This is a genomic window from Neorhizobium sp. JUb45 (genome assembly GCF_004343585.1).
GTDB lineage: Bacteria > Pseudomonadota > Alphaproteobacteria > Rhizobiales > Rhizobiaceae > Neorhizobium.
In genome coordinates, this window is the sequence record NZ_SLYW01000005.1 from 132,237 (window position 1) to 158,826 (window position 26,590).

The 26,590-nt window shown below is 60.3% G+C and carries 17 protein-coding genes, 1 tRNA gene and 1 pseudogene; 15 read left to right on the forward strand and 4 right to left on the reverse strand.

From position 1 onward, the window contains the following. The first annotated feature begins 12 nt into the window (after nt 1-12). From xerD to EDF70_RS19980, 4 genes are all read left to right on the forward strand, one after another. A complete protein-coding gene (gene xerD / locus EDF70_RS19965) occupies nt 13-963 on the forward strand; it encodes a site-specific tyrosine recombinase XerD (protein ID WP_132277159.1) in 951 nt (316 codons plus the stop codon). A gap of 53 nt (nt 964-1,016) precedes the next feature. After that, entirely contained in the window at nt 1,017-1,970 is a 954-nt protein-coding gene (locus tag EDF70_RS19970) for an acetyl-CoA carboxylase carboxyltransferase subunit alpha (protein ID WP_132277161.1), read from the forward strand. 193 nt (nt 1,971-2,163) lie between these two features. Beyond that, nucleotides 2,164-3,489: a murein L,D-transpeptidase family protein gene (locus EDF70_RS19975; protein ID WP_132277600.1), complete on the forward strand. Its 1,326-nt coding sequence runs from the start codon at nt 2,164-2,166 to the stop codon at nt 3,487-3,489. A gap of 8 nt (nt 3,490-3,497) precedes the next feature. After that, complete coding sequence (locus tag EDF70_RS19980) at nt 3,498-3,746, forward strand: sulfurtransferase TusA family protein (RefSeq protein ID WP_132277163.1); 249 nt, start codon at nt 3,498-3,500, stop codon at nt 3,744-3,746. A 3-nt stretch (nt 3,747-3,749) separates the two neighbouring features. Here EDF70_RS19980 and EDF70_RS19985 read toward each other — a convergent pair whose 3' ends face one another. Both EDF70_RS19985 and EDF70_RS19990 read right to left on the reverse strand, forming a co-directional pair. After that, on the reverse strand, nt 3,750-4,937 hold the full coding sequence (locus EDF70_RS19985; RefSeq protein ID WP_132277165.1) for a GTP-binding protein: 1,188 nt from the start codon (nt 4,935-4,937) through the stop codon (nt 3,750-3,752). Nucleotides 4,938-4,984: 47 nt separating this feature from the next. Then, on the reverse strand, nt 4,985-6,016 hold the full coding sequence (locus EDF70_RS19990) for a D-alanyl-D-alanine carboxypeptidase family protein (protein WP_132277602.1): 1,032 nt from the start codon (nt 6,014-6,016) through the stop codon (nt 4,985-4,987). Nucleotides 6,017-6,250: 234 nt separating this feature from the next. Between EDF70_RS19990 and EDF70_RS19995 the strand changes: the two genes are divergently transcribed. From EDF70_RS19995 to EDF70_RS30655, 3 genes are all read left to right on the forward strand, one after another. Next, on the forward strand, nt 6,251-7,414 hold the full coding sequence (locus tag EDF70_RS19995; protein ID WP_132277167.1) for a M20 aminoacylase family protein: 1,164 nt from the start codon (nt 6,251-6,253) through the stop codon (nt 7,412-7,414). Nucleotides 7,415-7,486: 72 nt separating this feature from the next. Continuing rightward, nucleotides 7,487-7,563, forward strand: a tRNA-Arg gene (locus EDF70_RS20000). Between the two features lie 271 nt (nt 7,564-7,834). Then, nucleotides 7,835-9,601, forward strand: a complete 1,767-nt coding sequence (locus EDF70_RS30655; protein ID WP_132277169.1) for a flagellin — start codon at nt 7,835-7,837, stop codon at nt 9,599-9,601. Here the strand turns inward: EDF70_RS30655 and EDF70_RS20010 are convergent. Then, the gene (locus tag EDF70_RS20010; RefSeq protein ID WP_132277171.1) at nt 9,592-10,854 is read right to left on the reverse strand and encodes an FAD-dependent oxidoreductase; all 1,263 of its coding nucleotides are present in this window, start codon (nt 10,852-10,854) and stop codon (nt 9,592-9,594) included. The genes EDF70_RS30655 and EDF70_RS20010 overlap by 10 nt on opposite strands. A gap of 139 nt (nt 10,855-10,993) precedes the next feature. Here EDF70_RS20010 and dxr point away from each other — a divergent pair, with 139 nt between their 5' ends. Beyond that, nucleotides 10,994-12,163 (forward strand): 1-deoxy-D-xylulose-5-phosphate reductoisomerase, encoded by a 1,170-nt coding sequence (dxr, locus tag EDF70_RS20015; protein WP_132277173.1) that lies wholly within the window; start codon nt 10,994-10,996, stop codon nt 12,161-12,163. Nucleotides 12,164-12,242: 79 nt separating this feature from the next. On the opposite strand, the gene hemA is transcribed toward dxr, so the two are convergent. Beyond that, complete coding sequence (hemA, locus tag EDF70_RS20020; RefSeq protein WP_132277175.1) at nt 12,243-13,457, reverse strand: 5-aminolevulinate synthase; 1,215 nt, start codon at nt 13,455-13,457, stop codon at nt 12,243-12,245. A 343-nt stretch (nt 13,458-13,800) separates the two neighbouring features. Between hemA and EDF70_RS20025 the strand changes: the two genes are divergently transcribed. The 7 genes and pseudogenes from EDF70_RS20025 to EDF70_RS20055 all read left to right on the forward strand — a co-directional run bounded on the left by EDF70_RS20025 (nt 13,801) and on the right by EDF70_RS20055 (nt 26,535). Further along, nucleotides 13,801-14,067 (forward strand): YMGG-like glycine zipper-containing protein, encoded by a 267-nt coding sequence (locus EDF70_RS20025; protein ID WP_132277177.1) that lies wholly within the window; start codon nt 13,801-13,803, stop codon nt 14,065-14,067. 236 nt (nt 14,068-14,303) lie between these two features. Further along, nucleotides 14,304-14,918: a GPR1/FUN34/YaaH family transporter gene (locus EDF70_RS20030; RefSeq protein WP_132277179.1), complete on the forward strand. Its 615-nt coding sequence runs from the start codon at nt 14,304-14,306 to the stop codon at nt 14,916-14,918. A 281-nt stretch (nt 14,919-15,199) separates the two neighbouring features. Then, a complete protein-coding gene (locus EDF70_RS20035; protein ID WP_132277181.1) occupies nt 15,200-17,074 on the forward strand; it encodes an autotransporter assembly complex family protein in 1,875 nt (624 codons plus the stop codon). Between the two features lie 49 nt (nt 17,075-17,123). Beyond that, a complete protein-coding gene (locus tag EDF70_RS20040) occupies nt 17,124-23,540 on the forward strand; it encodes a translocation/assembly module TamB domain-containing protein (protein ID WP_132277183.1) in 6,417 nt (2,138 codons plus the stop codon). 82 nt (nt 23,541-23,622) lie between these two features. Then, nucleotides 23,623-23,817 (forward strand): annotated as a pseudogene (locus EDF70_RS30720) (hypothetical protein); the annotation flags it as partial. Nucleotides 23,818-24,033: 216 nt separating this feature from the next. After that, nucleotides 24,034-24,513, forward strand: coding sequence for a chemotaxis protein CheW (locus EDF70_RS20050; protein WP_132277187.1), 480 nt, complete (start codon nt 24,034-24,036; stop codon nt 24,511-24,513). Nucleotides 24,514-24,750: 237 nt separating this feature from the next. Then, nucleotides 24,751-26,535 (forward strand): PAS domain-containing methyl-accepting chemotaxis protein, encoded by a 1,785-nt coding sequence (locus EDF70_RS20055; RefSeq protein WP_132277189.1) that lies wholly within the window; start codon nt 24,751-24,753, stop codon nt 26,533-26,535. Nucleotides 26,536-26,590: the final 55 nt, after the last annotated feature.

A 26,590-nucleotide genomic window follows, 5' to 3' on the forward strand; every position in this document is an offset into this window, starting at 1 on the left:
AATGGACCGGACATGATGGATCTGTCTGGCGCGCATCTGGAAGCCTTTCTGGAGATGATGAGCGCGGAACGCGGTGCTGCCGCCAACACGCTTTTATCCTATGAACGCGATCTGACAGACCTGCGAGAATTCCTCGGCAAGAAGCAGACGCTGGTGCTGGCCCAGAGCAGCGATCTCTCCGCTTATCTCGCCCACCTTGCGCGACAGGGTTTTGCCGCCTCCTCGCAATCGCGCCGCTTGTCGGCCATGCGGCAATTCTACAAGTTTCTCTATGCGGAAAACCTGCGCGGTGACGATCCGACGGCCATCCTGGACGCGCCCAAGAAAGGCCGCTCGCTTCCCAAGGTCCTGAGCGAGGATCATGTCGGAAAACTTCTCGCCCAGGCGGCGAGCGAAGCGGAAGACCCCGCCTCCGGCAGATTGTCGCGCCTGCGCATGCTGGCATTGCTCGAAATTCTTTATGCGACCGGCATGCGTGTCAGCGAACTGGTATCACTGCCTGCCCGCGTGCTCGATCAACAGGGCCGTTTCCTGATGATCAAGGGCAAGGGCAACAAGGAAAGACTGGTGCCGCTGTCGCGTGCTGCGATCGAGGCAATGCGGGTTTATGGCGCCGCCAAGGCCGAAGCTGCCCGTCAGAAGGAAAAAGAAGAGGAAAGTGCATGGCTTTTCCCCTCTTCCGGCAAGGATGGTTTTTTGCCGCGTCAGGTGTTTGCCCGAGACCTTAAAGATCTGGCCATCCGGGCGGGCCTGCCGCCGTCGGCGATCTCGCCACATGTGCTGCGCCACGCCTTTGCCAGCCATCTTCTGGCCAATGGTGCAGACCTGCGCGTCGTGCAGGAACTGCTTGGCCATTCGGACATTTCCACCACACAAATTTACACACATGTTCTGGAAGAAAGACTTCGTGAACTGGTGGAAACGCATCACCCTCTTGCAAAACAGGGCAAAAACCGGGATTAGAGCGGTCAAAAGCGCGGCCATCCATCAGCCAGCAAGATCGGAAAACGGTTCTTATGCAGACTTATCTCGATTTCGAAAAACCCATCGCGGATCTCGAAGGCAAGATTCATGAGCTGAAAAAGCTCGCCACCGAAGACGAGAGCATCGACACCTCGGACGAGATCGGGCGCCTCGAAATTCGCGTGCGCGAAGCCATACAGGATATCTATTCCAAGCTCACCGCCTGGCAGAAGACGCAGGTCGCGCGCCATCCGCAGCGCCCGCATTTCGTCGATTACGCGGCAGGCCTGTTCACCGAATTCACGCCTCTGGCCGGCGATCGCACCTTTGGTGAAGACGCTGCCATCCAGGCAGGTCTTGCACGTTTCCGCGGCCAGCCGGTTGCGCTGATCGGCCAGGAAAAGGGTCACGACACCAAGACCCGCATCAAGCACAATTTTGGCAGCGCCCGGCCGGAAGGTTACCGCAAGGCGATGCGCGTCATGGAAATGGCCGACCGTTTTGGCCTGCCGGTCATTTCGCTGATCGACACCGCCGGTGCCTATCCGGGCGTTGGTGCGGAAGAACGCGGCCAGGCCGAAGCCATCGCCCGCTCCACCGAAATGTGCCTCGGCCTGAAAGTGCCTATGGTTTCGATCGTCATCGGCGAAGGCGGTTCCGGCGGCGCGATTGCGATTGCCACCGGCAACAAGGTCTACATGCTGGAGCATTCGATCTATTCGGTCATTTCGCCGGAAGGTGCGGCCTCGATCCTGTGGCGCGATTCGACCCGCGCCCGCGAAGCCGCCACCAACATGAAGATCACCGCGGAAGACCTGAAGGGCCTTGGCGTGATCGACGAGATCATTGCCGAACCGCTGGGCGGCGCCCATCGCGAGCCGGAAACGGTGATCCATGCCGCTGGCAACGTCATCGAAAAGGCGCTTGCAGAACTCGGCCAGCTTTCGGGCGAGGAAGTGCGCAATGCACGCCGCCAGAAATTCCTGGCCATCGGCCGCAATCTCTAAAAGTCGAAACGGCCGGAAAACCGCCGCATTGACAGTCACATTGCTATGCTAGACGATGCCGGTCGCTTGATTTGCGATCGGCATCGTCGTATGCGGTTAAGAAGATGTAAAGATTACCATTCTATTGAGAATGGATGGGAAGCTGGCTTACGCCTGCTTCGTTCGTATCGTCAGCAATACGTGGTTGTCCGTGATGCGCCTGAAACACATCGCCCTAGCTTTTCTCGTCGGCACGGTTTTGACCGGTTGCAATGACACTCTGGATTCGGCGTCCACCGTCGATATTTCCAAGGTCAAGAACAAGGTCGAGCAGCCGCTCTCCTCGCGCATCATTGCCGAGATGCAGGCAAAGAACATGCCCCGCACCTCTCCGATCATGATCCGCATCTTCAAGGAAGAAGGTGTTCTGGAGATCTGGAAGGCGAAGGCCGACAACCGCTTCGACAAGCTGACCAGCTACCAGATCTGTGCGTGGTCCGGCAAACTCGGCCCCAAGGTGAAGGAAGGCGACCGCCAGGCGCCTGAAGGTTTTTACGGCCTGACGCCGGCCCACCTGAACCCGAATTCCAAATATTACCTCGCCATCAACACCGGTTTTCCGAATCGGTATGACGCAGCGAACGCTCGCAGCGGTTCGAACCTGATGATCCACGGCGCCTGCTCGTCGTCGGGTTGCTATTCGATGACCGACGAGCAGATCCTCGAAATTTACGGCTTTGCCCGCGACGCCTTCAAGGGCGGCCAGACCTCCGTGCAGATGCAGGCCTTCCCCTTCCGCATGACGGCCGAAAACATGGCGCGTCATCGCAGCAGCGAACATTTCGAATTCTGGAAGATGCTGAAGGTCGGCTACGACAATTTCGAAGTCACCAAGCGCCCGCCGGACGTGAATGTCTGCGAGAAGAAATACGTCTTCAACCAGCAGGCCAGCGGTGGCTTCACGCCGGGCGGCGCCTGCCCGACCATGTCGACACCACCGGCGCTGAACGTCGCCTTGTCTTCCTACGAAAAGAACTATGACATCGCCTACAACAAGGCGATCGACAAGCTGGACGGCATGGTCTGGTACGAGCCCAGCGAAGCCGAGCGCAAGGCCGTTGTTGCCGACAAGCGCAAGGGCCGCGAACTGGCCTACGCGCCGACCGGCAGTTCGCTGGAAGCCGGCAAGCTGATGAAGCAGTCGGAATTCGAAAAGATGATGGCGACGCGCATGGGCGCAGGCTCCAAGCCGGCCGGCCCGATGCTCGCTTCCGCGCCTGTTAGCGGTTCCGCCGGCGCAGAGGTGGCTGCACCCCAGCCACGCACCAGCGCCGCTGCCGTGATGGCCGCCGAAGCCCAGAAACGTCGTGGCGCACCGGCCGTTGCCGATACGGCCCAGACTAATGTTGCCGCCAAGACCGATCGTGACGGCACGACATCGACCGGCGCAATCCCGGTACCGGCCCAGAACCCGCTGGCTTACGCGCAGGCACCGGCACCCGAGCCGGAAGAAAAGAAGCCTTTCTGGAAGCTCTGGTAGTCGCCCTCATGGGCGATGCCGGCGACGCGAAAGAACTTTACGATCTCAGAGGCCTGAAATGTCCGCTGCCGGTGCTGAAAACGCGCCGACGCCTGAAGGACATGGTCGTGGGCGACGATCTTCTCATCGAGACCAATGACCCTCTGGCCGGCATCGACATTCCGCATTTCTGCCGGGAAGACGGCCACGCGGTCGTGTCATCGGAAAAGACCGCGGACGGCCACCGTTTCCTGATCCGCAAGGGATCGGCGGCCTGACACTCAGAGTTTGAGGCCAGGCACCGCCAGCGGATTATCTTCCAGTGCCGCGCGATCGGGGCGATCCAGCCGCGGTTCGCCGGTAAAGGCGGCAAACAGATCCTTCACGAAATCCTCCGGCATGCCCTGCGTGATCAGCACCATGCGGGTGCTGCGATCGCTGCCGTCCGGCCATTTTGCCAGCCGTTCCGGCCGGTGAAAGATACTCTGCACGCCATGCAGCACCAGCGGACGATCAACGTTGTCGCTGAGCGCCACCACCGCCTTCATCCGCAAAAGCTTTTCGCCATGGGCGGAGCGCAGCAGATCGACGAACATCTCGATCGCCATCGGCGAGATCGGCTTGTCATGCACGATGGAGAAGGAGCGGATATCCTCGCCGTGTCGGTTCACATCGTGATGATGATGGTGGTGATGACCGTGACCCTGATCCGCATGACCGTGTCCGTGGTGATGGTCATCGTGGTCGTGGCCATGGTGATGATCGTGTTGCGCATGGTCATGCGCGTCCGCCGCCATCTCGTCACGCAGCCAGCGACCGACATCGGCGATCTTGGTTTCCGGATCGTAGAGACCATTGGCGAGGATCACGGCCGTACCGGCATCGGCACTGTCGCCATCGATCATCGGCGCACGCGGATTGAGCGCGGCAAGCCTCGTCTTCAGGGCCGCAACATGAGCTGCATCCGCCATGCCCTGCTTGGAAATGATCAACCGGTCAGCCACCGCCGCCTGCTTGAGCGCCTCCGGATGGCGATCGAGCGTCGCCAGACCATTGACCGCATCGACCACGGTAATCACGCCATCGAGTTCGAAATTCTGGGCGATGACCGGATTGCCCATCACCGCCTGCATGACCGGAGCGGGATCGGCAAGGCCGGTCGTTTCGATCACCACACGGCGGATCGGCTGCAGTTTTTGCGTCTGCACCTGATCGACCAATGTCGCCAGCGTATCGACCAGTTCGCCGCGAATGGTGCAGCACAGGCAGCCGTTGGAAAGCTGCAGCAGCGTATCACCCGAGGATTCGACCAGCAGGTTGTCTATACCCACCTCACCGAATTCGTTGATGATGACGGCCGTATCCTTGGTCGCCGGATCTTTCAGGATGCGGTTGAGCAGGGTCGATTTGCCGGCACCGAGAAAACCGGTGAGGATCGAAACCGGAATACGGTTGCGCAGGACGGACATGGACTGACTTTCTGGCTGGCTCTGAGGCCGCTGCCGGATCGCCGCGATCAGAAAGTGCTCGGACGCGGGATCGGGATCGGCACGTTGGCAAACTGGCTGGCACCGGTGGTCGTCGGGCTGGCAGGTTCTGCTCCCGGCAGAACACCCGCAAACGAATAGACGATCGGATGCGACAGTTCGCGAATATAGGGTGAATGGGTGATCATGCGGCCGGCCTCGTCGCGCGTTTCGCTGCGCATCTTGGCGGCCTTGGGGTTACAGATTTCAGCACTGACATCATTGACCTGCACGGTCTCGCCATAGGGCGCCAGCGAGCCGAGAGGCGCGCCCTGGTTCGAACCGGCGGTGAGACCGGCCTGCAGCAGGTTGGCGGTATCGTCAGCACGGCCGGCAAGGCTATCGGAACCGAGCACGACCGAAATCACCGAACGTCCGTTGCGCGTCGCCGAGCCGATCTGGTTGAAACCGGAAGCGCAGATAAAGCCAGTCTTCATGCCATCGGCACCATCGAAACGGCCGATCAGCATGTTGAAATTGGCATATTGCTTCTTGCCGACGTCGATACCCTCGATCGAGAAATAACCGGCATATTCCGGGAATTCCCGCTTCAGCTGCAGCGTCAGGATCGCAAGGTCACGTGCCGTCGTATACTGCCCCTGCCCCGGCAGGCCATGCGGGTTGATGAAGCGCGACGAATTCATGCCAAGCCGCGCGGCTTCCGAATTCATCATGGCGACGAACTGCTCCAGCGAACCGCCACCGACGGTTTCAGCCACGGCAACGGCCATGTCATTTGCGGACTTCACCAGCGTGATCTTCAGGGCATTGTCGAGCGTCAGGCGCGTGCCCGCCTTGAAATACATCTTGCTGGCCGGCTGGTCGGCCGCTCTTTTGCTCATCGTCACGACGCTGTCGAGATTGAGGCGACCGCTCTTGATGGCGCGGAAGGTCACATAGGCCGTCATCAGCTTGGTCAGCGATGCCGGATACCATTTGCGAAATGCTTCCGTATGGCTGATCACCCGGCCGGTGCGCACATCGACGACCATTTTCGGGTTGGCCTCGGCCACCGATGCCATGCTGGTGGAAAACAGCGACAATGCGATCACGGCGCCGATCGACTTCGATGCGAACGGCAGAAAGGTCTTCGATCTATGCAAGGGGTCGTCCTCGTACAATCCGGGCGTAACGAGCGTGGCGGTTATTCGACCACTATGACCTAGCAATGGCAAAGATCGTTGATTCCGTCAATTCCGCAGCGCAATATGGAATCGGGAGCAACATCACGTCTTTGCAAGCGAAATGGAAATCTTATGCCGATCCTGAACAGAGCCGCCGAAATGCAGGATGAAGTCAGCGCCTGGCGCCGTCATATCCACGAAAACCCGGGCATTCTCTACGAGGTCGAGCATACGGCGAATTTCGTGACGGAAAAACTGAAGGAATTCGGCGTCGACGAGGTGGTGACGGGCATTGGCAGAACGGGCGTCGTCGGCCTCATTCGCGGCAAGGGCCCCGGCAGCCGCACGGTTGGTTTTCGTGCCGACATGGATGCGCTGCCGCTGACCGAGATTACCGGCGCCGAATGGGCCTCCAAGACGCCCGGAAAAATGCATGCCTGCGGCCATGACGGCCACACCGCCATGCTTCTGGGCGCGGCCAAATATCTGGCCGAGACGCGCAATTTCAACGGAACCGTCGCGGTGATCTTTCAGCCGGCCGAAGAAGGCGGCCGTGGCGCCGAAGCCATGGTCAAGGACGGCATGATGGAGCGGTTCGGCATCCATGAAGTCTACGGCATGCATAACCGGCCGGGCATTCCGGTTGGCCAGTTCGCCATCCGCCAGGGCGCCATCATGGGCGCGCCCGACAAGTTCTCCATCACCATCGACGGCCGCGGCGGCCATGCGGCAGAACCGCATAACACGGTCGACCCGATCGCCATCGGCGCGCAGATCGTCAGCAATGTTCAGCTGATCGCCTCGCGCAACATCAATCCGCTGCGCTCAGTCGTGGTTTCGGTCACCCGTTTTCAGGCCGGCACGACCCACAACATCATTCCCGAGACGGCCGAGCTGGAAGGCACGGTGCGCACGCTGGACGAATCCGTGCGCGATTTCACCGAGGCGCGCCTGCGCCAATTGGTCGAGACGATCGCCGCCGCCCATGGCGCAACGGCGACGTTCGAATATGAACGCGCCTGCCCGGTGACGATCAACCACGACACGGAAACGCTGCATGCGGCCGAGGCGGCGACGGCTATCGCCGGCCCGAAAAACGTCGACGCCAACACAGATCCGATGATGGCCGGCGAGGATTTTTCCTTCATGCTGAATAGCCGCCCCGGCGCCTTCATCTTCATCGGCAACGGCGACAGCGCTGGCCTTCACAACCCGGCATACGATTTCAACGACGAAGCAATCGCCCACGGCATATCCTATTGGGTAAAGCTCGCGGAACAGCGCCTGACCGATTGATCCGGCAGCGACGAAGAGGGGTGGAAAAACGCTTGGCTTGCCGCCCCTCCTTTTGTATGGATGGCTTTGAGTGGTTCCGTAGCTCAGCAGGATAGAGCATCAGATTCCTAATCTGAGGGTCACGCGTTCGAATCGCGTCGGAATCACCATTTGCCATTCACGGCAGCCATCTGAAGACAGCGAAGCATGACGCTTGGGAGTCATCGAGGTCAAAAACTCGCAAGAAAACTTTTCGTCTAAAACGGGTTCCTTTAAGTCAAGAAAGGCTCCGAAATTAATTACTCACGCTTTCTTTCAACCATTTATAGTCTAAAAACACCCAATATCTTATTGTTAACATTTACCATCGCTTAACCAAGGTTTTGTTGTATGGCGTAATCATTTGCGCATGATGCGCTCTCCCATATTTGCAGAGCTTTCATGTCCAGTATCCTCACCAATAACGGCGCCATTTCCGCGTTGCAGACCCTCCGTTCCATCGAAAGTCAGATGGGAAACACGCGAAGTGAGGTCGCGTCCGGCATGCGGATAGACGTGGCCGCGGACAATGCCGCCTATTGGTCCATCGCCACCACCATGCGCTCGGACAACAAGGCAATCTCTGCCGTCGGCGACGCACTGAACCTTGGCGCCGCAAAGCTCGACGTCGCCTATACGGGGATCGAGTCGGTCATCGACGTGCTCTCCGATTTCCAGACGAAGCTGGTTGCCGCCAAGGAACCCGGCGTCGATCCCGGCAAGATCCAGAAGGAACTCGACCAACTCAAGCAGCAGGTGATCGACATCTCGACGTCGGCAAGCTTCAGCGGCGAGAACTGGCTGAACACCGAAATCGCGGACATCAATGACAGCGATCTTAACCGGGTGTCGATGGTGTCGTCGTTTACGCGCACGGGATCCGCCGTTTCTCTCGGCAAGACCGATTTTCATCTTTCCGAGGTGTCGCTTTTCAATTCCGAAGGCGGCGGCCTGCTGCAAGCAGACAAACGCCGACTGAAAACCCTTGGTGGCGTCCGGCTTTTTGACACCTACATGGACAACGATGGCCTGGTCCACATGAGCCAGACCAACTTGACCGGCGGCACCAATGCGCGCAGCGGCTTCACGTTTGCCGGCCCACTCACCTTTGACACGAACGACAAGATCGAGTTCGACGTCATCGTTGATGCCGACAACCCCGCCGACCTGCCCGGACCGCACGATCCAGGCAAGCTCACGCACATCACCATCGATCGCACTATGGTCGACAGTGTACTTTCCATTTCTGACGGAAAAGTATCGACCTACACGCAGTTCGTGCAGGTGCTGTCTAACGCGCTATCGTTGTCTGGCAGCGGCGCATCGGCAGGTCTGGTTCCACAATATCCGAGCGGGACGGTGCCCAACCAGATCGCCATGCAAACCAATGAAAGCTCCGGGCTAGACGGTTCAGCGCTGGAGATCCGCAATTTCAGCAGCGATGTCGGCAGTGCCGGCATGTCCAATTTTCTCGCCTATGGAACGCGTGGTTCGGCAATCAGCCTGGGCTTTACGCCCTTCGAAGTTTATACGGATGGCGACGATCCGGATGGTGTCTCCGTAACGTTCCGCTTCACCCTCAACGGCGCCAGCTCGCAGACCTACGAATTCGACAGACCTTATGTGAACAGCCTGCTGGGCAAGGACACAGGCAAGGTCGAGACCGCCGACGAGATGGTGACCCTGTTGAAGTCGTTCATGGAGGATGGCTGGCCGAATGTCATCATCGAGGCGACAGATCCCAGCACGATATCTGTGCGATCTGACACGGCAGGCGACCGGCTTTCCGGCATCAAGACCTCCATCGGATTTACCGGCATGAGCGTCAGCATCGAACCGATCCCGACCCAGAATTTCGTCGATATCGATATCGTCGAAAACCCCGAAATGCTGGATCGTTATATTGGCTACATCAATGTCGTCACATCCGACATCATCGACGCAGGCACATCGCTGGGCGCCCTCAAAACGACGCTCGACATGCAGACAAGCCTGATGCTCGACCTGTCGGATGTCATCGAAAAGGGCGTCGGCCGGCTTGTCGATGCCGATATGGATGAAACCTCGACACGATTGAAGGCTCTGCAGACACAGGAACAGCTGGCGATACAGGCATTGTCGATCGCCAATTCCAGTTCGTCGAGCATGCTGTCGCTATTTCAGTCCTGACCTTTCGACGCCGCACTGATCTGCGGCTGGCGCACATGCTCCATCCGAAAGCCCAGGCCGATCAGGCGTCCGGCCAGATGTGACAGCAGAGGGAAACGCGCTATGCCCCGGATGAAGGCCGGGGGGCCTTTTCGCTTTTCTGCGCTAACCTGATCCGTGCGGCGCGAACTGCGCATCATCAATTGCAGTTTCTGGGTGGCGCGCGTCGGAAAACCGCGGCGAGCCTCGACCGCAGCCAGATCTCCATCGGAAAGGTTTCCCGCCCTCAAGGGCTGCGCCAAAAGATTGCCGGCCGCCACCGCATCCTGAATGGCCAGATTGACGCCCACACCGCCGATCGGCGACATGGCGTGCGCTGCGTCCCCTATGCAGAGCAGGCCCGGCCGCCACCAGCGTTTCAGCCGGTCGATACGCACCTGCAGCAGGCTGACATCCCCCCATCCGCCAATCTCATCCATGCGGTCGGCCGGCAGCGGCGAAACGGCACTCACCGCCTCGCGAAACGCCGCGATCCCGCGCGTTTTTATATCAGTGAAGGTGCCGCGCCGGATGACATATCCGCACTGCCAGTAATCCCCGCGATCGATCAGCACAAAGCCTTGCCGCGGACCGGCATGACCCATCGTCTCCTGCGGATCGCCGGCCTGTTTGGACAGTTTCATCCAGACGACTTCGCTTGGCGTACCAAAGCTCTCGACCTCAAGTCCCGCTTTTGCCCGCGTCACGGAATTGCGGCCATCGGCACCCACCACCAGACGGGAACGAATGATAATCTGCCCGTCCGGAGTGGCAGCGGAAAGCCCGGCGATCTTGCCCTGTTCCTCCAACAGATCTTCGACGCGGGCCTGCATGATCAGCCGAAAATTCGGATATCGTGCCGCCTCCTGCGCCAAAAAATTCAGGAATTCCCATTGCGGCATGAAGGCAATGAACCGGTGATGCACCGGCAGACGCGAAAAATCAGCGATGCTGATTTGCCGTCCGCCGATCTCCGCCGACAATTTCGGCGCCCGCGTGTGCGGCAATGTCAGAAAGGCTTCGTCAAGACCAAGCTCACGCATCACCTCCAGCGTCGAGGGATGGATCGTATCGCCGCGAAAATCGCGCAGGAAGTCGGCATGTTTTTCCAGAACCACGACCTCCACACCGGCGCGCGCCAGAAGCAGGCCGAGCATAAGCCCCGCCGGGCCACCGCCGACGATGGCGCAACCGGTTTCGATTTGTTCGGAATATTGAGAATGGATGCTGGTCATGCCGCACATTCTACCGCCAGTGCGATCGGATCAAGCCGTTGCATCGTCACATCCGCTTGCGTGGCGGAAAACAGCCGGGACTTGTGACCACACCCATTCGGCGATAGACCGGCCACGATAAGAAGCAGGCGGACATTTCATGGCATCGACGCATCATTCGCGTTCCATCACCGTTCTCGGTTCCACGGGCTCGATCGGCGTCAGCACGCTGGATGTGGTCCAACATCTGGGCCGTGAGACGTTTGAAGTGGCGGCACTGACCGGCAGCGGCAATATTTCGCTGCTGGCCGAACAGGCACGCGCCTTCAACGCCAGACTGGCTGTGACGGCTGACGAAGCCCGCTACAACGACCTGAAGGAAGCCCTGGCCGGCACCGGCATTGCCGTCGCGGCGGGTCGCAGCGGCCTGATCGAGGCAGCTGAAATGGATGCCGGGCTGGTAATGGCGGCAATCGTCGGCACGGCGGGTCTTGCGCCAACGCTGGCCGCTGCCAGACGCGGCGCCGATATCGCGCTTGCCAACAAGGAATGCCTCGTTTCGGCCGGCGACCTGTTTATCGAAGCGGTCAGGCAGGGTGGCGGCAAGCTGCTGCCGGTCGACAGCGAACACAATGCCATCTTTCAGGTGTTGGAGGAAAACCAGCGGCATGCGCTGGAGCGGGTGATCCTCACCGCATCCGGCGGTCCTTTCCGCGCGTATTGCCTCGAGCAGATGGCAGGCGTGACGGCAGATATCGCCCGCGCCCATCCCAACTGGTCGATGGGCCTGAAAATCTCCATCGACAGCGCCTCGATGTTCAACAAGGCGCTGGAGATGATCGAGGCCAAACATCTGTTTGGACTGACGCCCGAACAAGTGGAGGTGATAGTGCATCCGCAATCGGTCATTCATTCCATGGTGGGCTACACGGACGGCTCGGTGCTGGCGCAGCTCGGCTGCCCGGATATGCGCACCGCGATCGGCTATGCCCTGCAATATCCGAAACGCGCCAGCCTGGCCGTCGAACGGCTGGATTTCGCAAAGCTGGCGCGACTGGATTTCGAAGCGCCAGACGAGACCCGTTTCCCAGCCTTGCGCCTGGCGCGTTTGGCGATGACGCGCGGCGGCGTGCAGGGCGCGGTGCTGAACGGTGCCAAGGAAGTGGCGCTCGAAGCCTTTATCGCCGGCCGCACCGGCTTTCTCACCATGGCCGAGATCACGGAACAGGTGATGACGGAGCTTTCCACCCTGCCGCCGGCATCGAGCATGGATGACGTGTTTGCCGCCGATGCCGAGGCACGCCGTCTCGCCGCAAGACACATCGGCTGACAACGGACACCACGACCAAACCAAAAAGGCCTGATCGCGAACGATCAGGCCTTTTGTATTTCGTCGACAGTCTTTGAGCTTACGCGACCTGGCGGGCCAGTGCGCAACGCGCCCACAACTGATGCAGCGAATCGACCAGATGTTCGAGATCGGCGTCGGAATGCAGCGGCGTCGGGGTAATACGCAGACGCTCCGTTTTGCGCGGAACGGTCGGATAATTGATCGGCTGCACGTAGATGCCGCAATTGTCCATCAGCAGATCCGAGATCCACTTGCACTTGGCGGCATCGCCAACCATGACCGGCACGATATGGCTGGGGTTGGGCATATGCGGAATGCCCTTGGCATCCAGCATGCCGCGCAGCTTGCGCACGCGTTCCTGATGGCGGGCGCGCTCGAACTGGCTGTTCTTGAGGTGGCGGATCGAGGCGATTGCACCGGCGGCAAGCGTCGGCGGCAGCGCCGTGGTGAAGATGAAGCCGGAGGCGAAGGAGCGCACGAAATCGCACAAAACGGTGGAGGCAGTGATATAGCCGCCCATCACGCCAAAAGCCTTGCCCAGCGTGCCTTCGATGACCGTCACGCGGTCCATCAGGCCTTCGCGCTCGGCAATGCCACCGCCGCGCGGGCCGTACATGCCGACGGCATGCACTTCGTCGAGATAGGTCATGGCGCCGTATTTGTCGGCGAGATCGCAGATTTCCCTGATCGGCGCGATATCGCCATCCATGGAATAGACGCTCTCGAAGGCGATCATTTTCGGCGCGTTCGGATCTGCGGCAGCAAGCTTGGCTTCGAGATCGGCGAGATCGTTGTGCTTCCAGATAACCCGCTCGCATTTGCCGTGGCGAATGCCCTCGATCATGGAAGCATGGTTCAGCGCATCGGAGAAGATGATGAGGCCGGGGATCTTCTGGCCAAGCGTACCGAGTGCGGCCCAGTTCGACATATAGCCGGAGTTGAAGATCAGGCCGGCTTCCTTGCCGTGCAGATCTGCGAGCTCGCGCTCGAGCAGAACGTGATAGTGGTTGGTACCAGAAATATTCCGGGTGCCTCCCGCACCCGCGCCACAGTGATCTATGGCCTCATGCATGGCGGCAAGAACGGCGGGGTGCTGGCCCATGCCGAGATAATCATTGGAGCACCAGACGGTGACGTCCTTCGTGCCGTCGGCCATGTGATGGGTGGCGCGCGGGAAACTGCCACGCTGACGCTCAAGGTCGGCGAACACGCGGTAGCGGCCTTCCTGATGCAGTCCGTCCAGCTCGTTCTTGAAAAATGCCTCGAAATCCATATCAAACTCCAGAACCTGCACTTTTGTGAGTTCTGCCTTTTCTTCCGTCAACCCCAGCAATGTCTAATAGAGCACACTGCGGCAAATGGCCCACTCTTTTGAACTGTTCTAGTCAAAAGATAGAGAGGCAATACGCGCCCGTGTTGATCGATGTCAAATTTTGACGAATTGCATTTTTGCGTCCGCTTGAGGAAAAACCGCCTCGCGTCGGGTAAGCTAGGCCGCATCACAGTATGGACATATGGGTATGGAACCCTATTCTCCGTCAAGACGATGCTGCCGCGGGATGCGGTGAGAGGCGAGATCACTCCCTGCAGCCGTCTTCAATGAAGTGGAGAGAGTTATGAAAAAATTGATGGTTCTCGCTCTGGCCGGCCTGTCGCTGGCGAGTTGCACCCAGACCGAAAAAGGCGCCGGCATCGGCGCTGCATCCGGCGCCGTCATCGGTGGCCTGGCAACGGGTAACGTCCGCGGTGCCGCAGTCGGCGGTGCGATCGGCGGCGTCGCAGGCGCTGTGATCGGCAATGTCTCCGAACAGCCCGGTCAGTGCTACTATCGCGACCAGTACGGTCGTCGTTACATCGACAGCTGCCCGCGCGGCGGCTACTGAGCCGTTCGATACGGTCGTATTGACGACCGAACCGATGAAGAAGCCCGCGGAATGATCTTCTGCGGGCTTTTGCATTGGTGCATGCAGACCTTTGCCCGTCTGAGACTGATGGACGCAGATTGCGCCAGATCAACCTCAAGCTGTTCGCAGTCAGCTTAGCCAGCAGCCGCCATCGCGCGCTGCACATATCCGATCGGATTGGCAGCTTTTATCGCCATCCCAGTGACGGATATCCCATGAACGCCAACACGCCGCCCGATCAGATCATCACCGCAGAACCTGTCGCCCATAATCACGCAACACACGGCAACCCGGCCGTGGTCGGCCTTGCCGGTTTCGGCATGACGACCATCCTCCTTCAGTTTCACAATGTCGGCTGGGCCTCGCTCGGACCCGTCATCTGGACCGGCCTCATCTTCGGCGGCCTCGCCCAGCTGATCGCCGGCCTGCATGAAGGCCGGATCGGCAACAATTTCGGTTATGCCGCCTTCACGTCCTATGGCTGCTTCTGGATTGCACTTTGCCTGATCCAGATCGGCAATGCGACGGGCATTTTCCCCATCAGCCACACGGATCTCGGCTGGTTCCTGGCCATCTGGACGATCTACACGGCCATCATGACGCCGGGCGCGATGCGCGCCAGCACCGGCCTTGGCCTCGTCTTCATCACATTGCTGATCGGCTTCACCCTGCTTGTAGCCGGCCATTTTGGTCCACCTGCCTTCAACGTGATTGCCGGTTACGAGCTGATGCTGTGCGGTGCCTCGGCTCTCTATGTGATGGCACATACGATCTACAAGGATGCGTTTGGTCGCGACCTGCTTCCCGTCGGCAAGCCGATGATCGGCTGACAGGCGGGAACGCCTTTAAAACACCGGGTCGCTAATCGTGCGACCCGCCCTATTTTGTGGCGGATTGCGCGGCCATGGGGCAACACTCCCCTCCTAAAGCCCTCACTTTTTTCCATAAAGATTCGACCTGGCTCATTAAAAGACATATGTTGCCCCTGTTTTTGCGAATAAATTAGCATTTCAGACAAACAGCAAAGACCGGCGAGGGCGGAAACATAGCAGTACTGCGGAAACGCCCCCACACGGCACCATTCATTCGCTCGGCCTATCGAGGCGCAACGATACTGGCGCTCGCGTTGGCGACGACAAGCTCTCCCGTGCTTGTTCCGGAAGCGCATGCGCTGAAGATTTTTGGCCTGACCCTGTTCGAAAGCGACAAGGACGAGGTCGAGGTCGTCGACCCTGTCCGCTACGACGTTACCTTTCAGGCCAAGGAGGCGGACAGCGACCTCGAAGAGCGGCTGGAAAACGCCGCCTCTCTGGTGGCCGACAAGGAAAATCCCGTTTCCGGCGATCTCGGTATCGTCATCAAGGCGCGCGAGGACCGCGACCGCCTTGTCGCCGTGCTGTTCGAGGAAGCCCGCTACGGCGGCATCGTCAACATCACGATCGCCGGTCAGGATATCGACCGGTTGCCGCCAAACCCAAGCTTCGATCGCAGCAAGCCGATCCCCGTCACTGTCTCCGTCGAGCCCGGCCCTGTCTTTACCCTCGGCAAGATCACCATGCTGGGCGATGCAGCCGGCAGAGACCCGGCCGAATACGATCTCGTACCCGACGGCAAGGCCGGCTCGCGGCTGATCATCAAGGCCGGGGAAACCATCATTCACGACCTCAAGAACGAAGGTCGTCCGCTGGCAGAGCTGGCAGAACGGCAAGTCGTCGCCGACCACGCCACCAACAAGGTAGATGTGACGCTGGATGCCCGCGGCGGCCCGGTCGCACCTTTCGGCAGCGTCGCTGTGAAAGGCGCGCGGGCGGTCAACCCGGAATTCATCCGCCGTTATTCGCGCCTCGACCAGGGTCAGCAATATTCACCCGATCAGATGAAGAAGGCGGCCGATCGTCTGCGCGAACTCAGCGTGTTTTCCAGCCTCACCATCCAGGAAGACAAGGCACTGGCTCCGGACGGCTCCATTCCGCTGTCGATCGAAGTTTCGGAAGGCAAATTCCGCTATTTCGGTTTTGGTGCCGAATATTCGTCGCTCGATGGCGGTGGCCTCTCGGGTTACTGGGGACATCGCAATCTGTTCGGGCAGGCGGAATCGCTGCGTTTCGAAGGCGAGGTTTCCGGTCTCGGCTCAACTGATGGCACCGATGTCGGCGATCTCAACTATCGCGCCGGTGTCTATTTCAAGAAACCGGGCACATTTCTTCCGCAGATCACCTTCGATGCAAGCGTCGAAGCAAAAACGGAAAACTACGACACCTATGACGCCGAATCCGTGACCGCACTTGGCCAGTTCACCTATGAGCTGAACGATCAGGACAAATTCACCGGCGGCGGCGAGATTGCCTATACCCAGACACATGACGTTTACGGCGACAACGACTACCTGACGTTCAGCCTTCCGATCGGCTACGAGCGCGACGCCCGCGACAACAAGCTCGATCCCACCGAAGGGTATTACGGCACGCTGTCGGCCAAGCCGAGTTACGAGGCTCTGAACGGCAATGTCTTTTCTTCCTTTGAAGGCTCGATTTCCGGTTATCTCGGTCTCGGGCAGGAAGATCGCGTCGTGCTGGCCGCCAAGCTCTCCGCAGGAACTTTGATCGGTGGCGATGGTTTGGCCAGTATCCCTGCAACGCGGCGCTTTTATGCGGGTGGCGGCGGCTCGGTGCGCGGTTATTCCTATCGCGAAATTTCGCCCTATAACGACGACAACGAGGCACTCGGTGGCCGCTCTTACATGTTAACTTCTTTGGAAGCGCGCATAAAAATTACCGATACGATCGGAATTGTGCCGTTTTTGGATGTCGGTACAGTTGCGACCGAAATCGTGCCCGATTTCTCGGATATCCGCATGGGCGCCGGTATCGGCCTTCGATACGCGACACCCTTCGGGCCATTGCGCATCGATTTTGCGCTGCCGCTTGATCGATATGAAGGTGGCAGTTCATACGGCATCTATGCAGGCATAGGGCAGTCGTTCTAAGAGAATGCAGCGAGCCCGAGGGGCAAGTGGAAAGGTCTGATCGCGTTCGATGACAGTATTGTTTCGCCTGATGAAATGGATCACGCGCGCCGTCGCCGGCGTCGTCGCGATTCTGCTCGTCCTGGCCGTGGCCGTCATCCTGTTCGTCGGGCTTGCGCCCGCCGGCGGACGCATCGCTGCCGACACCATTTCCTCGCTGATTTCCACTCCCGACCAGACGATCAGGATCTCCCGCCTGAAGGGTGTTCTGTCCGGCCGCCTGCGCATCGAAGGCGTCACCTTAGCCGACCGTGAGGGTAGTTTTGGTGAGATCAGGAACATTGCCGTCGACTGGTCGCCGCTTGCCCTGCTGACCGCGACATTTCATGCGGAAAAAATTGCGATACAGTCCATCGCGTTGACGCGGGCACCCGCCGAAAGCGAAACGCCAGCCGAGACGACAACAAGCAGCAGCAGCGGATTTTCGCTGCCCGTCGAGCTCAAAATCGACCGGTTTGAACTTCCCGATATCCGCCTTGCCGAAGCCTTTGCCGGCCGCGATTTCTCCATCGCCGCCCATGGCGCCGTCGATGCGACATCCGAGCGGGTCAGCCTGAACTTTGCCGCCCATCGTCAGGATCTGCCCGATGCGATGGCCGAAGCTGACATCGTTTATGCGCCCGAGCAGAATGAATTGAAGCTGCAGGCGTCGATCGCCGAACCGCAGGGCGGCCTTATTGCACGCCTGCTGCGGCTGCCGGGCAACCCGTCCGTGGCCATGGCGCTGGATGGTAGCGGCCCGCTGTCGAACTGGACCGGCCAGCTGGATGGCAATGTCGATGGCGCGCCTGTGATCAGCGTCAACGGCAAGCATACCCTGACGGATAATGGACGCCATCGTCTTGAACTGACAGGCGGCGGCCAGCTGCAGGAAATGCTGCCGCCGGCCTTGCGTCCCTTCTTTGCCGGCCTCACCGCGATCGATGTCGCCGCGCGCTTCGGCAATGGCGACCGCATCGATATCGACAAGGGCAATATCAGCACCGGCGCCGTCAAGGTCGCGGCATCCGGCGCACTCGACCAGAAGGGCGACAACAGCCTGACCGCCAGCGTTGCCGGCGCCAATGGCCCGATCACCATCAACTGGCCGCTGCAGCAGAACCAGCAGGCGCGCCTTTCGGTGGACAATGTCAATTTCACGCTGACGGGTGCGGCAACGTCGGCCCGCTTCAACGCGACGGCCGCCATTCGTTCCGCCGAACTGCCGCAGGGCCGTTTCGAGCAAGTGCGCCTGCAGGCCGAGAGCGAGGATCTCGATCTCGTCGAGCGCGCCGGCAGCATCCGCAGCCGCCTCACCATTGCCCGCTCGGCCTTTGCCAATGCGGATCTCGACCGCGTCATCCGCTCACCGTTCACGCTGGATGCGCCGATCCGTCTGGCACTGCCGGCCATCGGGCTTGACGCGGCCACGGTCGAAAGCGCCAACCTCAACGGCACGATCAGCGGCGCCTATGATCTGTCGAAGCAGGCCGTGACCGGCAATATCCGCATGACCGCCAACCCGGCCGTCCTGCCGCCTGCGATTGCCGGAAAGTTTGCCGAAGCGATCGGCGTCGAGGCCTATGTCAACGCCGTGATCGGCGGGCGCATGGCTTTGGAAAACCTGACGATCCGCTCCGGCACCATCGAAGGCCACGGCAACGCTGTTGTCGAAAACCAGACGATCAATGCGCGGCTGGCCGGGCGTATGCCCGATATCGGCAAGTTCCGTCCGGACGCCAAGGGGGCCGCCGGCTACGACATCTCGGCAACCGGCCCGCTATCGGCCATGGCCGTCAAGGGCGTCGTCAACTCGGCGGAAGCCCGTGTTGCCGGCCGTCTGATAGAAGCTTTCAGCGTCAACATCGACGCCACGGCCGATCCCAATGCGCCGCGCGGGCATGTCGGCCTCACCACCCGCGTCGACGGCAAGCAGATCGATGCCGGATCGGATGTCGCCTATGTCAGCGGCCGCCTGTCGACATCCAATCTGCAGCTGAATGTCGGCTCAAACAAGCTGACCGGCGCGCTCGATTTCTCCGAACAGTTTCTGCCACAGGGCAATCTGGAATTCGACTTTCCGGAACTCGCGCTCCTCGCCTCCTTCGCCGGCCAGCAGGTGCAGGGTGACCTGCGCGGCACGGTCAATCTCGTCAATGCCGGTGAAAAGCCATCCGTGACGGTCAAGGCGACCGGCAACGCGCTTGCCCGCGGCGGTATTGCCATAGCCTCACCGTCGGTCGACATGACCCTGCCCGACCTGCGGGCCCTGACCGCCGAAGGCACGATCCGCGCGGCCCGCATCGGCGTCGGCGCGCAGGCGCTGACCGATGTGGTTCTCGGCGTCAAAAGGAACGACGCGGCGACCTTGTTCGATCTTGCCGCACAATTTGATTCGGCACCGCTTTCGACAGCCGGATCGATCACCCCCGATAGCCGCGGCATGACGGTCGCGATCGACCACTTTACCGCCAAGCCACGCGGTATCGACGTTGCGCTGTCGAGACCGTCTCGGATCGGCATCGCCGATGGCGCCGTCAGCCTTTCGGAACTGACGATCAATGCCGGCAATGGCCGTGTCGTACTGGACGGTCAGGCAGGCACCAATCTGAATCTCACGGCAAACGTCACCACGCTGCCGGCGACACTCGCAAATGCTTTTGTTCCAAACATCGACGCGGCCGGCGCCATTACCGGCAAGATCGTTGCCACTGGCACCACAGCTGCACCGGTCGTACGTTACGACCTGCAATGGAGCGATGCGCAGCTTCGCCAGACGAAAGCGGCTGGTATTTCGCCTTTACTGATCGAAGCCGATGGCCAGCTTCAGGACAATGTCGTCACACTCGGCACTACCCGCATCACCAACCCGGACGGCCTGTCGCTTTCGGCAAACGGCTCTGTCGGCCTGAAGGATGGCGGCCCCGGTCTGGATGTGAATGCCGAGATCGGCGCCTTGCCGGCCAAGCTTGCCAATGGTTTTCGGCCCGGCCTTGATGCGGCCGGCAGCATATCCGGCCGTGCAAGCGCCAAGGGAACGATCGCTGCACCGGCTGCCGATTTCGATTTGAAATGGGCTGATGCCGCAACCACCGAGACCCGCAAGGCAGGACTTTCCGCACTTCAGCTTCAGACGGCCGGACGTTTCGAAAACAACGCCCTGACCATCGCCGATGCCAGGATTTCCGGCCCCGGCCAGCTTGGCCTGACGGCCCGCGGTTCCGTTTCGCTGAACGACGACAAGGCTGTCGATATCGATGGCGAACTGACCGACATTCCCGCAGCGCTTGCCAATGCATTTCTTCCGAACCTCGATGCGGCCGGCCTTCTATCCGGCCGTGTGGGCGCCAAGGGCACGCTAGCTGCACCATCGGCGACCTTCGATCTCAACCTGCGCGATGCGGCCGTGCGCCAGACCCGCCAGGCCGCCGTGGGTCCGCTTGCCATTGCAGCGCAGGGGCGCTTCGAAAACAATCGCGTCACGCTCGATACACTGTCTGGAACCGGCGAAGGTGTCGGGCTGTCTGCCAAAGGCTGGCTCGACCTTGCCGGTGATCGCCCGTTGTCGGTCGATGCCTCCATCTCCGCGCTGCCAGCCAAACTCGCAAACGCCTTCCGGCCGGACCTGAATGCCGCCGGTTCGTTTTCCGGCACGATCAATGCCAGCGGCACCATCTCTGCCCCCAATGCGACCGTTGATCTGACCGGCGCCGACCTCGCGGTCGGCAAAGGTCCAGCCTCGTTGACCGGCCTGCAGGCGCGCCTTAAGGGACGTTTGGAAAATCAGGCGTTCACACTGGAAGCGGCTGACCTCAACGGACCACAGGGCCTGTCGCTGACGGCACGCGGCAATGCCGCACTGTCCGGCGATCGCAAGCTCGATATCACCGCAAACCTTGCCTCCGTACCGCTCGCTCTTGCCAACGTTTTCCGTCCCGATCTCGAAGCCAGCGGCGCCATCAACGGCGCGGTTACGGCGTCCGGCACTGTCGATGCCCCGAACGTGCGCTACGATCTCGGCACCACCGAAATCCAGACACGCCAGACCAGACAGGCAGGCGTCACAGCCTTGCAGATGAAGGCCAAGGGGAATTTCGAAAACGGCACGGCAACACTCGAAGAAACCAGCATCACCGGCTCTGGCGGCCTGTCCGCCTCGGCGACCGGCCGGGTCATTCTGAACGGTGCATCCGGCGCCCCGGCGCTGGACGTCAACGCCGATATCGCCGCCCTGCCCGCCAGCCTCGCCAACGGTTTTGTCGCAGGTCTTGATGCCAGTGGCACGATTGCCGGCAAAGTCACATCCACCGGCACGGCGCAAGCACCTGCCATCCGTTACGACCTACGCTGGTCAGATCTTGCGCTGCGCCAGACCCGCGCAGCCGGCCTCAATGCGCTTCAGCTGACCGCCGCAGGAACATTCGAGCAGGGCACTGCCAATCTCGAGGGCGTAAAACTGTCCGGGCCTTCCGGTCTGGCGCTCGACGCCAAGGGAACGGTCAGTCTTGCAGGCGAACGTCCGATCAGCGTCACTGCCAATGTCGCGTCATTGCCGGCAAGCCTTGCCAACAGCTTTGTGCCTGGCATCCAGACGGGCGGCGAGATCACCGGTTCGGTCACGGCCAACGGCACGATGGCGGCCCCCGCCGTCCGTTACGATCTGCAATGGAATGGCGCGGAAATCCGCCGACAGGGTGCTGCTGGCATTTCCGGCATGAACCTCAAGGCCGCCGGCAATTTCGAAAACAACACGCTGACGCTTTCAGAAACCCGCCTGACCGGACCGCAGGGCATGTCGCTGACGGCCGGTGGTCGTGTGGTCCTCGGCGGCAAGGCAGGTCCCGTCCTCGACGTCAACGCCGACATCAACGCGCTTCCCGCCAGCATCGCCAATGGCCTCGTTCCCGATCTCGATGCCGGCGGCAAGATCACCGGCAAGGTTACCGCCCTCAACAACGCATCGACGCCCGGCGTGCAGTTCAATCTCGCCTGGGATGACGCGGCAGTAAAACAGACCCGCTCAGCCGGTCTTGCGCCTTTCCGCATCACCGCCAATGGCCGCTTCGAGAACAATACCGTTACCGTCGATACCCGCCTTTCCGGCCAGTCCGGTCTGGCGATTTCCGGAAACGGCTCGGTCGGTCTGGCCGGCAATCGTGCCCTCAATCTCAAGGTCAATGGCGGCGTTCCCTTCGCACTTCTCGGCGCACAGCTTGCAGGTCAGGGTTTTGTGCTCGAAGGCAACGGCAATATCGACGTCAATGTCGGCGGCACTGCAGCTGCGCCGCTCGTCACCGGGTCGGCCAGCACATCCGGTGCCCGGCTGATCGACGTCCGTCGCAATCTCGCCCTGGAAAACCTTGCCGCCAACATCGCCTTCAACCGCGATCAAGCCACGCTCTCATCGGTGACGGCAAACCTCTCCACCGGCGGTAATGTCTCGGCGCAAGGCACGATCGGCATCAATCCGGCGGCCGGCCTGCCTGCCGACCTGACGGTGACGCTTGCCAAGGCCACCTATGTCGACGGTCAGCTTCTTGCCTCGACTGCCGACGGTCAGCTGACGGTCAAGGGTCCTCTCCTCACCAACGCCATTCTCGGCGGCCGCCTCAACCTGTCGAAGACGTCGATTACGGTTCCGGCAAAACTGCCATCCTCGCTGGCCGAACTGAATATCAAGCAGAAAAATGCCCCGGCAGATGTCCGCCGCCAGATGGCCGAGATCCAGCCGAAGGGCGGCAGCGGCAGCAGCTCTGCGCTCGGTCTCGATCTCGTCATCAGCGCGCCGAGCGGCATTTTTGTCCGCGGTCGCGGCATCGATGCGGAACTCGGTGGCGAACTGACCGTCACCGGCACGTCGGCCGCACCGAATGTCTCCGGCGGCTTCGAGATGCGCCGCGGCCGTATCATCATCCTGACCAAGCGACTGGATTTCACCGAGGGCAAGATCACCTTCGGCGGCGGCCTTATCCCCGTGCTCGATATGGAAGCAGACACCACGTCTTCGCAGACGACCATCACGGTGAATGTAGCAGGCGTTGCCAACGATCCTGATATCAGCTTCTCCTCCTCCCCTGCCCTGCCGCAGGATGAGGTTCTGGCACGGCTCGTCTTCGGCCAGTCCATGTCAAAACTGTCGCCACTGCAGATCGCCCAGCTTGCCGATGCCGTCAGCCAGCTGGCAGGCGGTGGTTCGAACTCGCTGCTGGACACGCTGCGCGCCAATCTCGGCGTCGATGATCTCGACATCAATACCGACAGTAACGGCCAGACGACGGTTTCGGTCGGCCGCTACATCAACGACCGCACGTACCTCCAGCTTGAACAGGGTGGCAAGGCAGGTGCGCGCGCCGTCATCAATCTCGATGTCGGACGCGGCGTAAAGCTCAAGGCCGGTGCGGGCGGCGATGGTGGTTCGGCGGGCGTATTCTATGAAAAAGAATACTAAATCGGATCCGTCGTGCGACCGGCATTTGCTAGAGCGGTTCATTGTTAAATGGAATCGGTTCTGTTGGCTCAAACGGAGTTGGATGGTCGCATGGCTGGCGCGCGTCGTAGCCAAAGCATACGACCAAGCCGGCCATGCGATCAGCCGGCCCGTTTCAGCCAACCCATAAGGGCCGGGCATCTTTCCGCCGGGATCAGCGGCGATCGGCTCGCACGTACCTTCGGGCATGCACTTCGCCAATCGCCACTGCCCCGACGAAAACCTGCTCCGGCAGAACCGTTTCCATTTAACAATGAACCGCTCTAAGCAGCTGATTCCGCGCCGGCTTTCGTCGGCCGGTTTAGATTTAAGAAATACTCTTCCCCTACATTAAACTTCGAATCGATCGACAGCACATCCCGTGCCATCGACGACAAGTTTTTCGGCAACGGTCGCGTGCGCCATATCCGGTGCGTCCGCTCCGTCCAGCAAAGGGCAATGGGGTAGAAGTTTGATGGCTACGACGATCAATTCCGTAAGCTATGGCGATGAGAACCTGGAAATCATCGCTTTCCGTCTGCACGATCAGGAATTCTGCGTGAAGACCACGACCATCCGCGAAATCCGCGGCTGGGCACCGTCCACGCCCATCCCGCATGCACCAGCCGACGTCATCGGCGTGATGAACCTACGCGGCTCGGTCATTCCGATCATCGACCTTGCCTACAAGCTCGGCATGAAGAGCACCGTTGCCAACGAGCGCAGCGCCATCGTCGTTGCCGAAGTGCACAACATGGTCATCGGCATGCTGGTCGACCGCGTCTCGGACATCCTGACCATTTCAGCCACCCAGGTTCAGCCGGTTCCGGAAGTCTCCGCCTCGTTCGACAAGTCCTTCTCCGAAGGCGTTATCGCCAACGAGAACGGCATGATCTGCTTCCTGAACCTTGCCAAGATGTTCAAGGGCACCGAGGCCGAAGACCTCGCAGCCTGACTTAGCTTTTCTTGCAAAGACAAGCTGACGGCCACCGTATTGCTGCGGTGGCCGTTTTGATTCGTGGGATCTGCGAACCCTTTGTTCATCCCCTACGAAATATTGTGATTCCTGTTCACTTTGTTTCAATTTATTATTAAGTTTTAAATGTCTAAAGTAACCCTGAGATGAATCGCCGGTTGTATTCGCCTGCCCTCAGACGAACCGACGAGGACGCAAAGCCCTTGGGAGCGAAGAATGTTCGGACTCGGCACGTCAGGCGCACAGCAGGTTGTCGACGCACTATCCAAATCGCAGGCCATCATCGAGTTCGATCTTCAGGGCAATATTCTCTATGCGAATGAGAATTTCTGCCGGGCGCTCGGTTATCGCCTTGAAGAGATCAAAGGTCAGCACCACCGCATCTTTTGCGACCCGGCCTATGCGGCAACCGCGGAATACCGCCAGTTCTGGAGCAATCTAGGCTCAGGCAAATTCGATGCGGGCGAGTATAAGCGCCACACCAAGGCTGGCGAAGAGATCTGGATTCAGGCCTCCTACAATCCAGTCCTGCGCGGTGGAAAACCCGTCAAGGTCGTCAAGATCGCCTCCGATATCACCGCTGCAAAGGCAAGAGCCACCGAGGACGCGGCGAAGCTTTCAGCTATTTCCAATTCCCAGGCCGTCATCGAATTCACGCCGCAGGGTGAAATCCTCGATGCCAACGACAATTTTTGCCAGGGTCTCGGTTATGCCCTTTCGGAGATCAAGGGCCGCCATCATCGCATGTTCTGCGATGCGACCTATGCCGCCTCGCCCGAATACGCCGCCTTCTGGCAGAAGCTTGCCTCTGGAGAATTCATCGCCGACGAGTTCGTTCGCTTCGGCAAGGGGGGCAAGGAAATCTGGATCCAGGCGGCCTACAACCCGATCCGTAACCTCAAGGGCCAGGTCTACAAGGTGGTGAAATTCGCCACCGACGTGACACCGCGCATGAGCGCCATCACCAGCCTCGGCAACGGCCTGAAGGCGTTGGCGGGCGGTGACCTCGAGCAAAGCCTCGACAACACTTTCGTACCGAGCATGGAAGCAACCCGTCACGATTTCAACGAGGTCGTGGCCAAGCTGCGCGCCGCCATGCAGACCGTGGCGGAAAACGCCGCCGGCATTGCAGCCTCCTCCGGCGAAATCGCCGGCGCATCCGACGACCTTGCCCGACGCACGGAACAGCAAGCCGCTTCTCTTGAGGAAACGGCAGCGGCACTGGAAGAGATCACCACCACGGTGTCCGACTCCACACACCGCGCCGACGAGGCGGGCCGTCTGGTGACGCTGACCAAGCAGAATGCCGAGCAATCGGGCCAGATCGTCCGCGACGCCATCGCGGCCATGGACCAGATCGCCAAATCGTCCGGCGAGATCACCAACATCATCAGCGTGATCGACGAAATCGCCTTCCAGACCAATCTGCTTGCGCTTAATGCCGGCGTGGAAGCGGCGCGTGCCGGTGAAGCGGGCAAGGGTTTTGCCGTCGTCGCCCAGGAAGTACGCGAACTGGCACAGCGTTCGGCGACCGCCGCCAAGGAGATCAAGACGCTGATCAACGCGTCCAGCGGTTACGTCACAAACGGCGTCAATCTGGTCGGGCAGACCGGATCGGCCTTGAGCGAGATCGTCGGTCAGGTTGGCGCCATCCACACCAACGTGGCGGCAATCGTCGAGGCATCCCGCGAGCAGTCGGCCAGCCTCAAGGAGATCAACCAGGCGGTCAACGTCATGGATCAGGCTACCCAGAAAAATGCTGCCATGGTCGAGGAAACCACTGCGGCGAGCCATTCTCTCTCATCCGAGGCCGAGAACCTGCGGCGACTGCTGCAGCAGTTCCGCATTGGTCAGGCAACGGGAGCGGTCGCCGCCGCGCCACGTTATGCAGCGCCTGCCGTGCACAACACCCGCAGCACCGCACCCTCACGACCAGCGGTACGCACCGCCTCGAGAGGGCAGGCAATCGCCGTCGCGGATGATGGCTGGGAAGATTTCTGATCCTGAAATTTCATCGTTGAATGGAAAAGGGCAGCCGAAGCTGCCCTTTTTTATA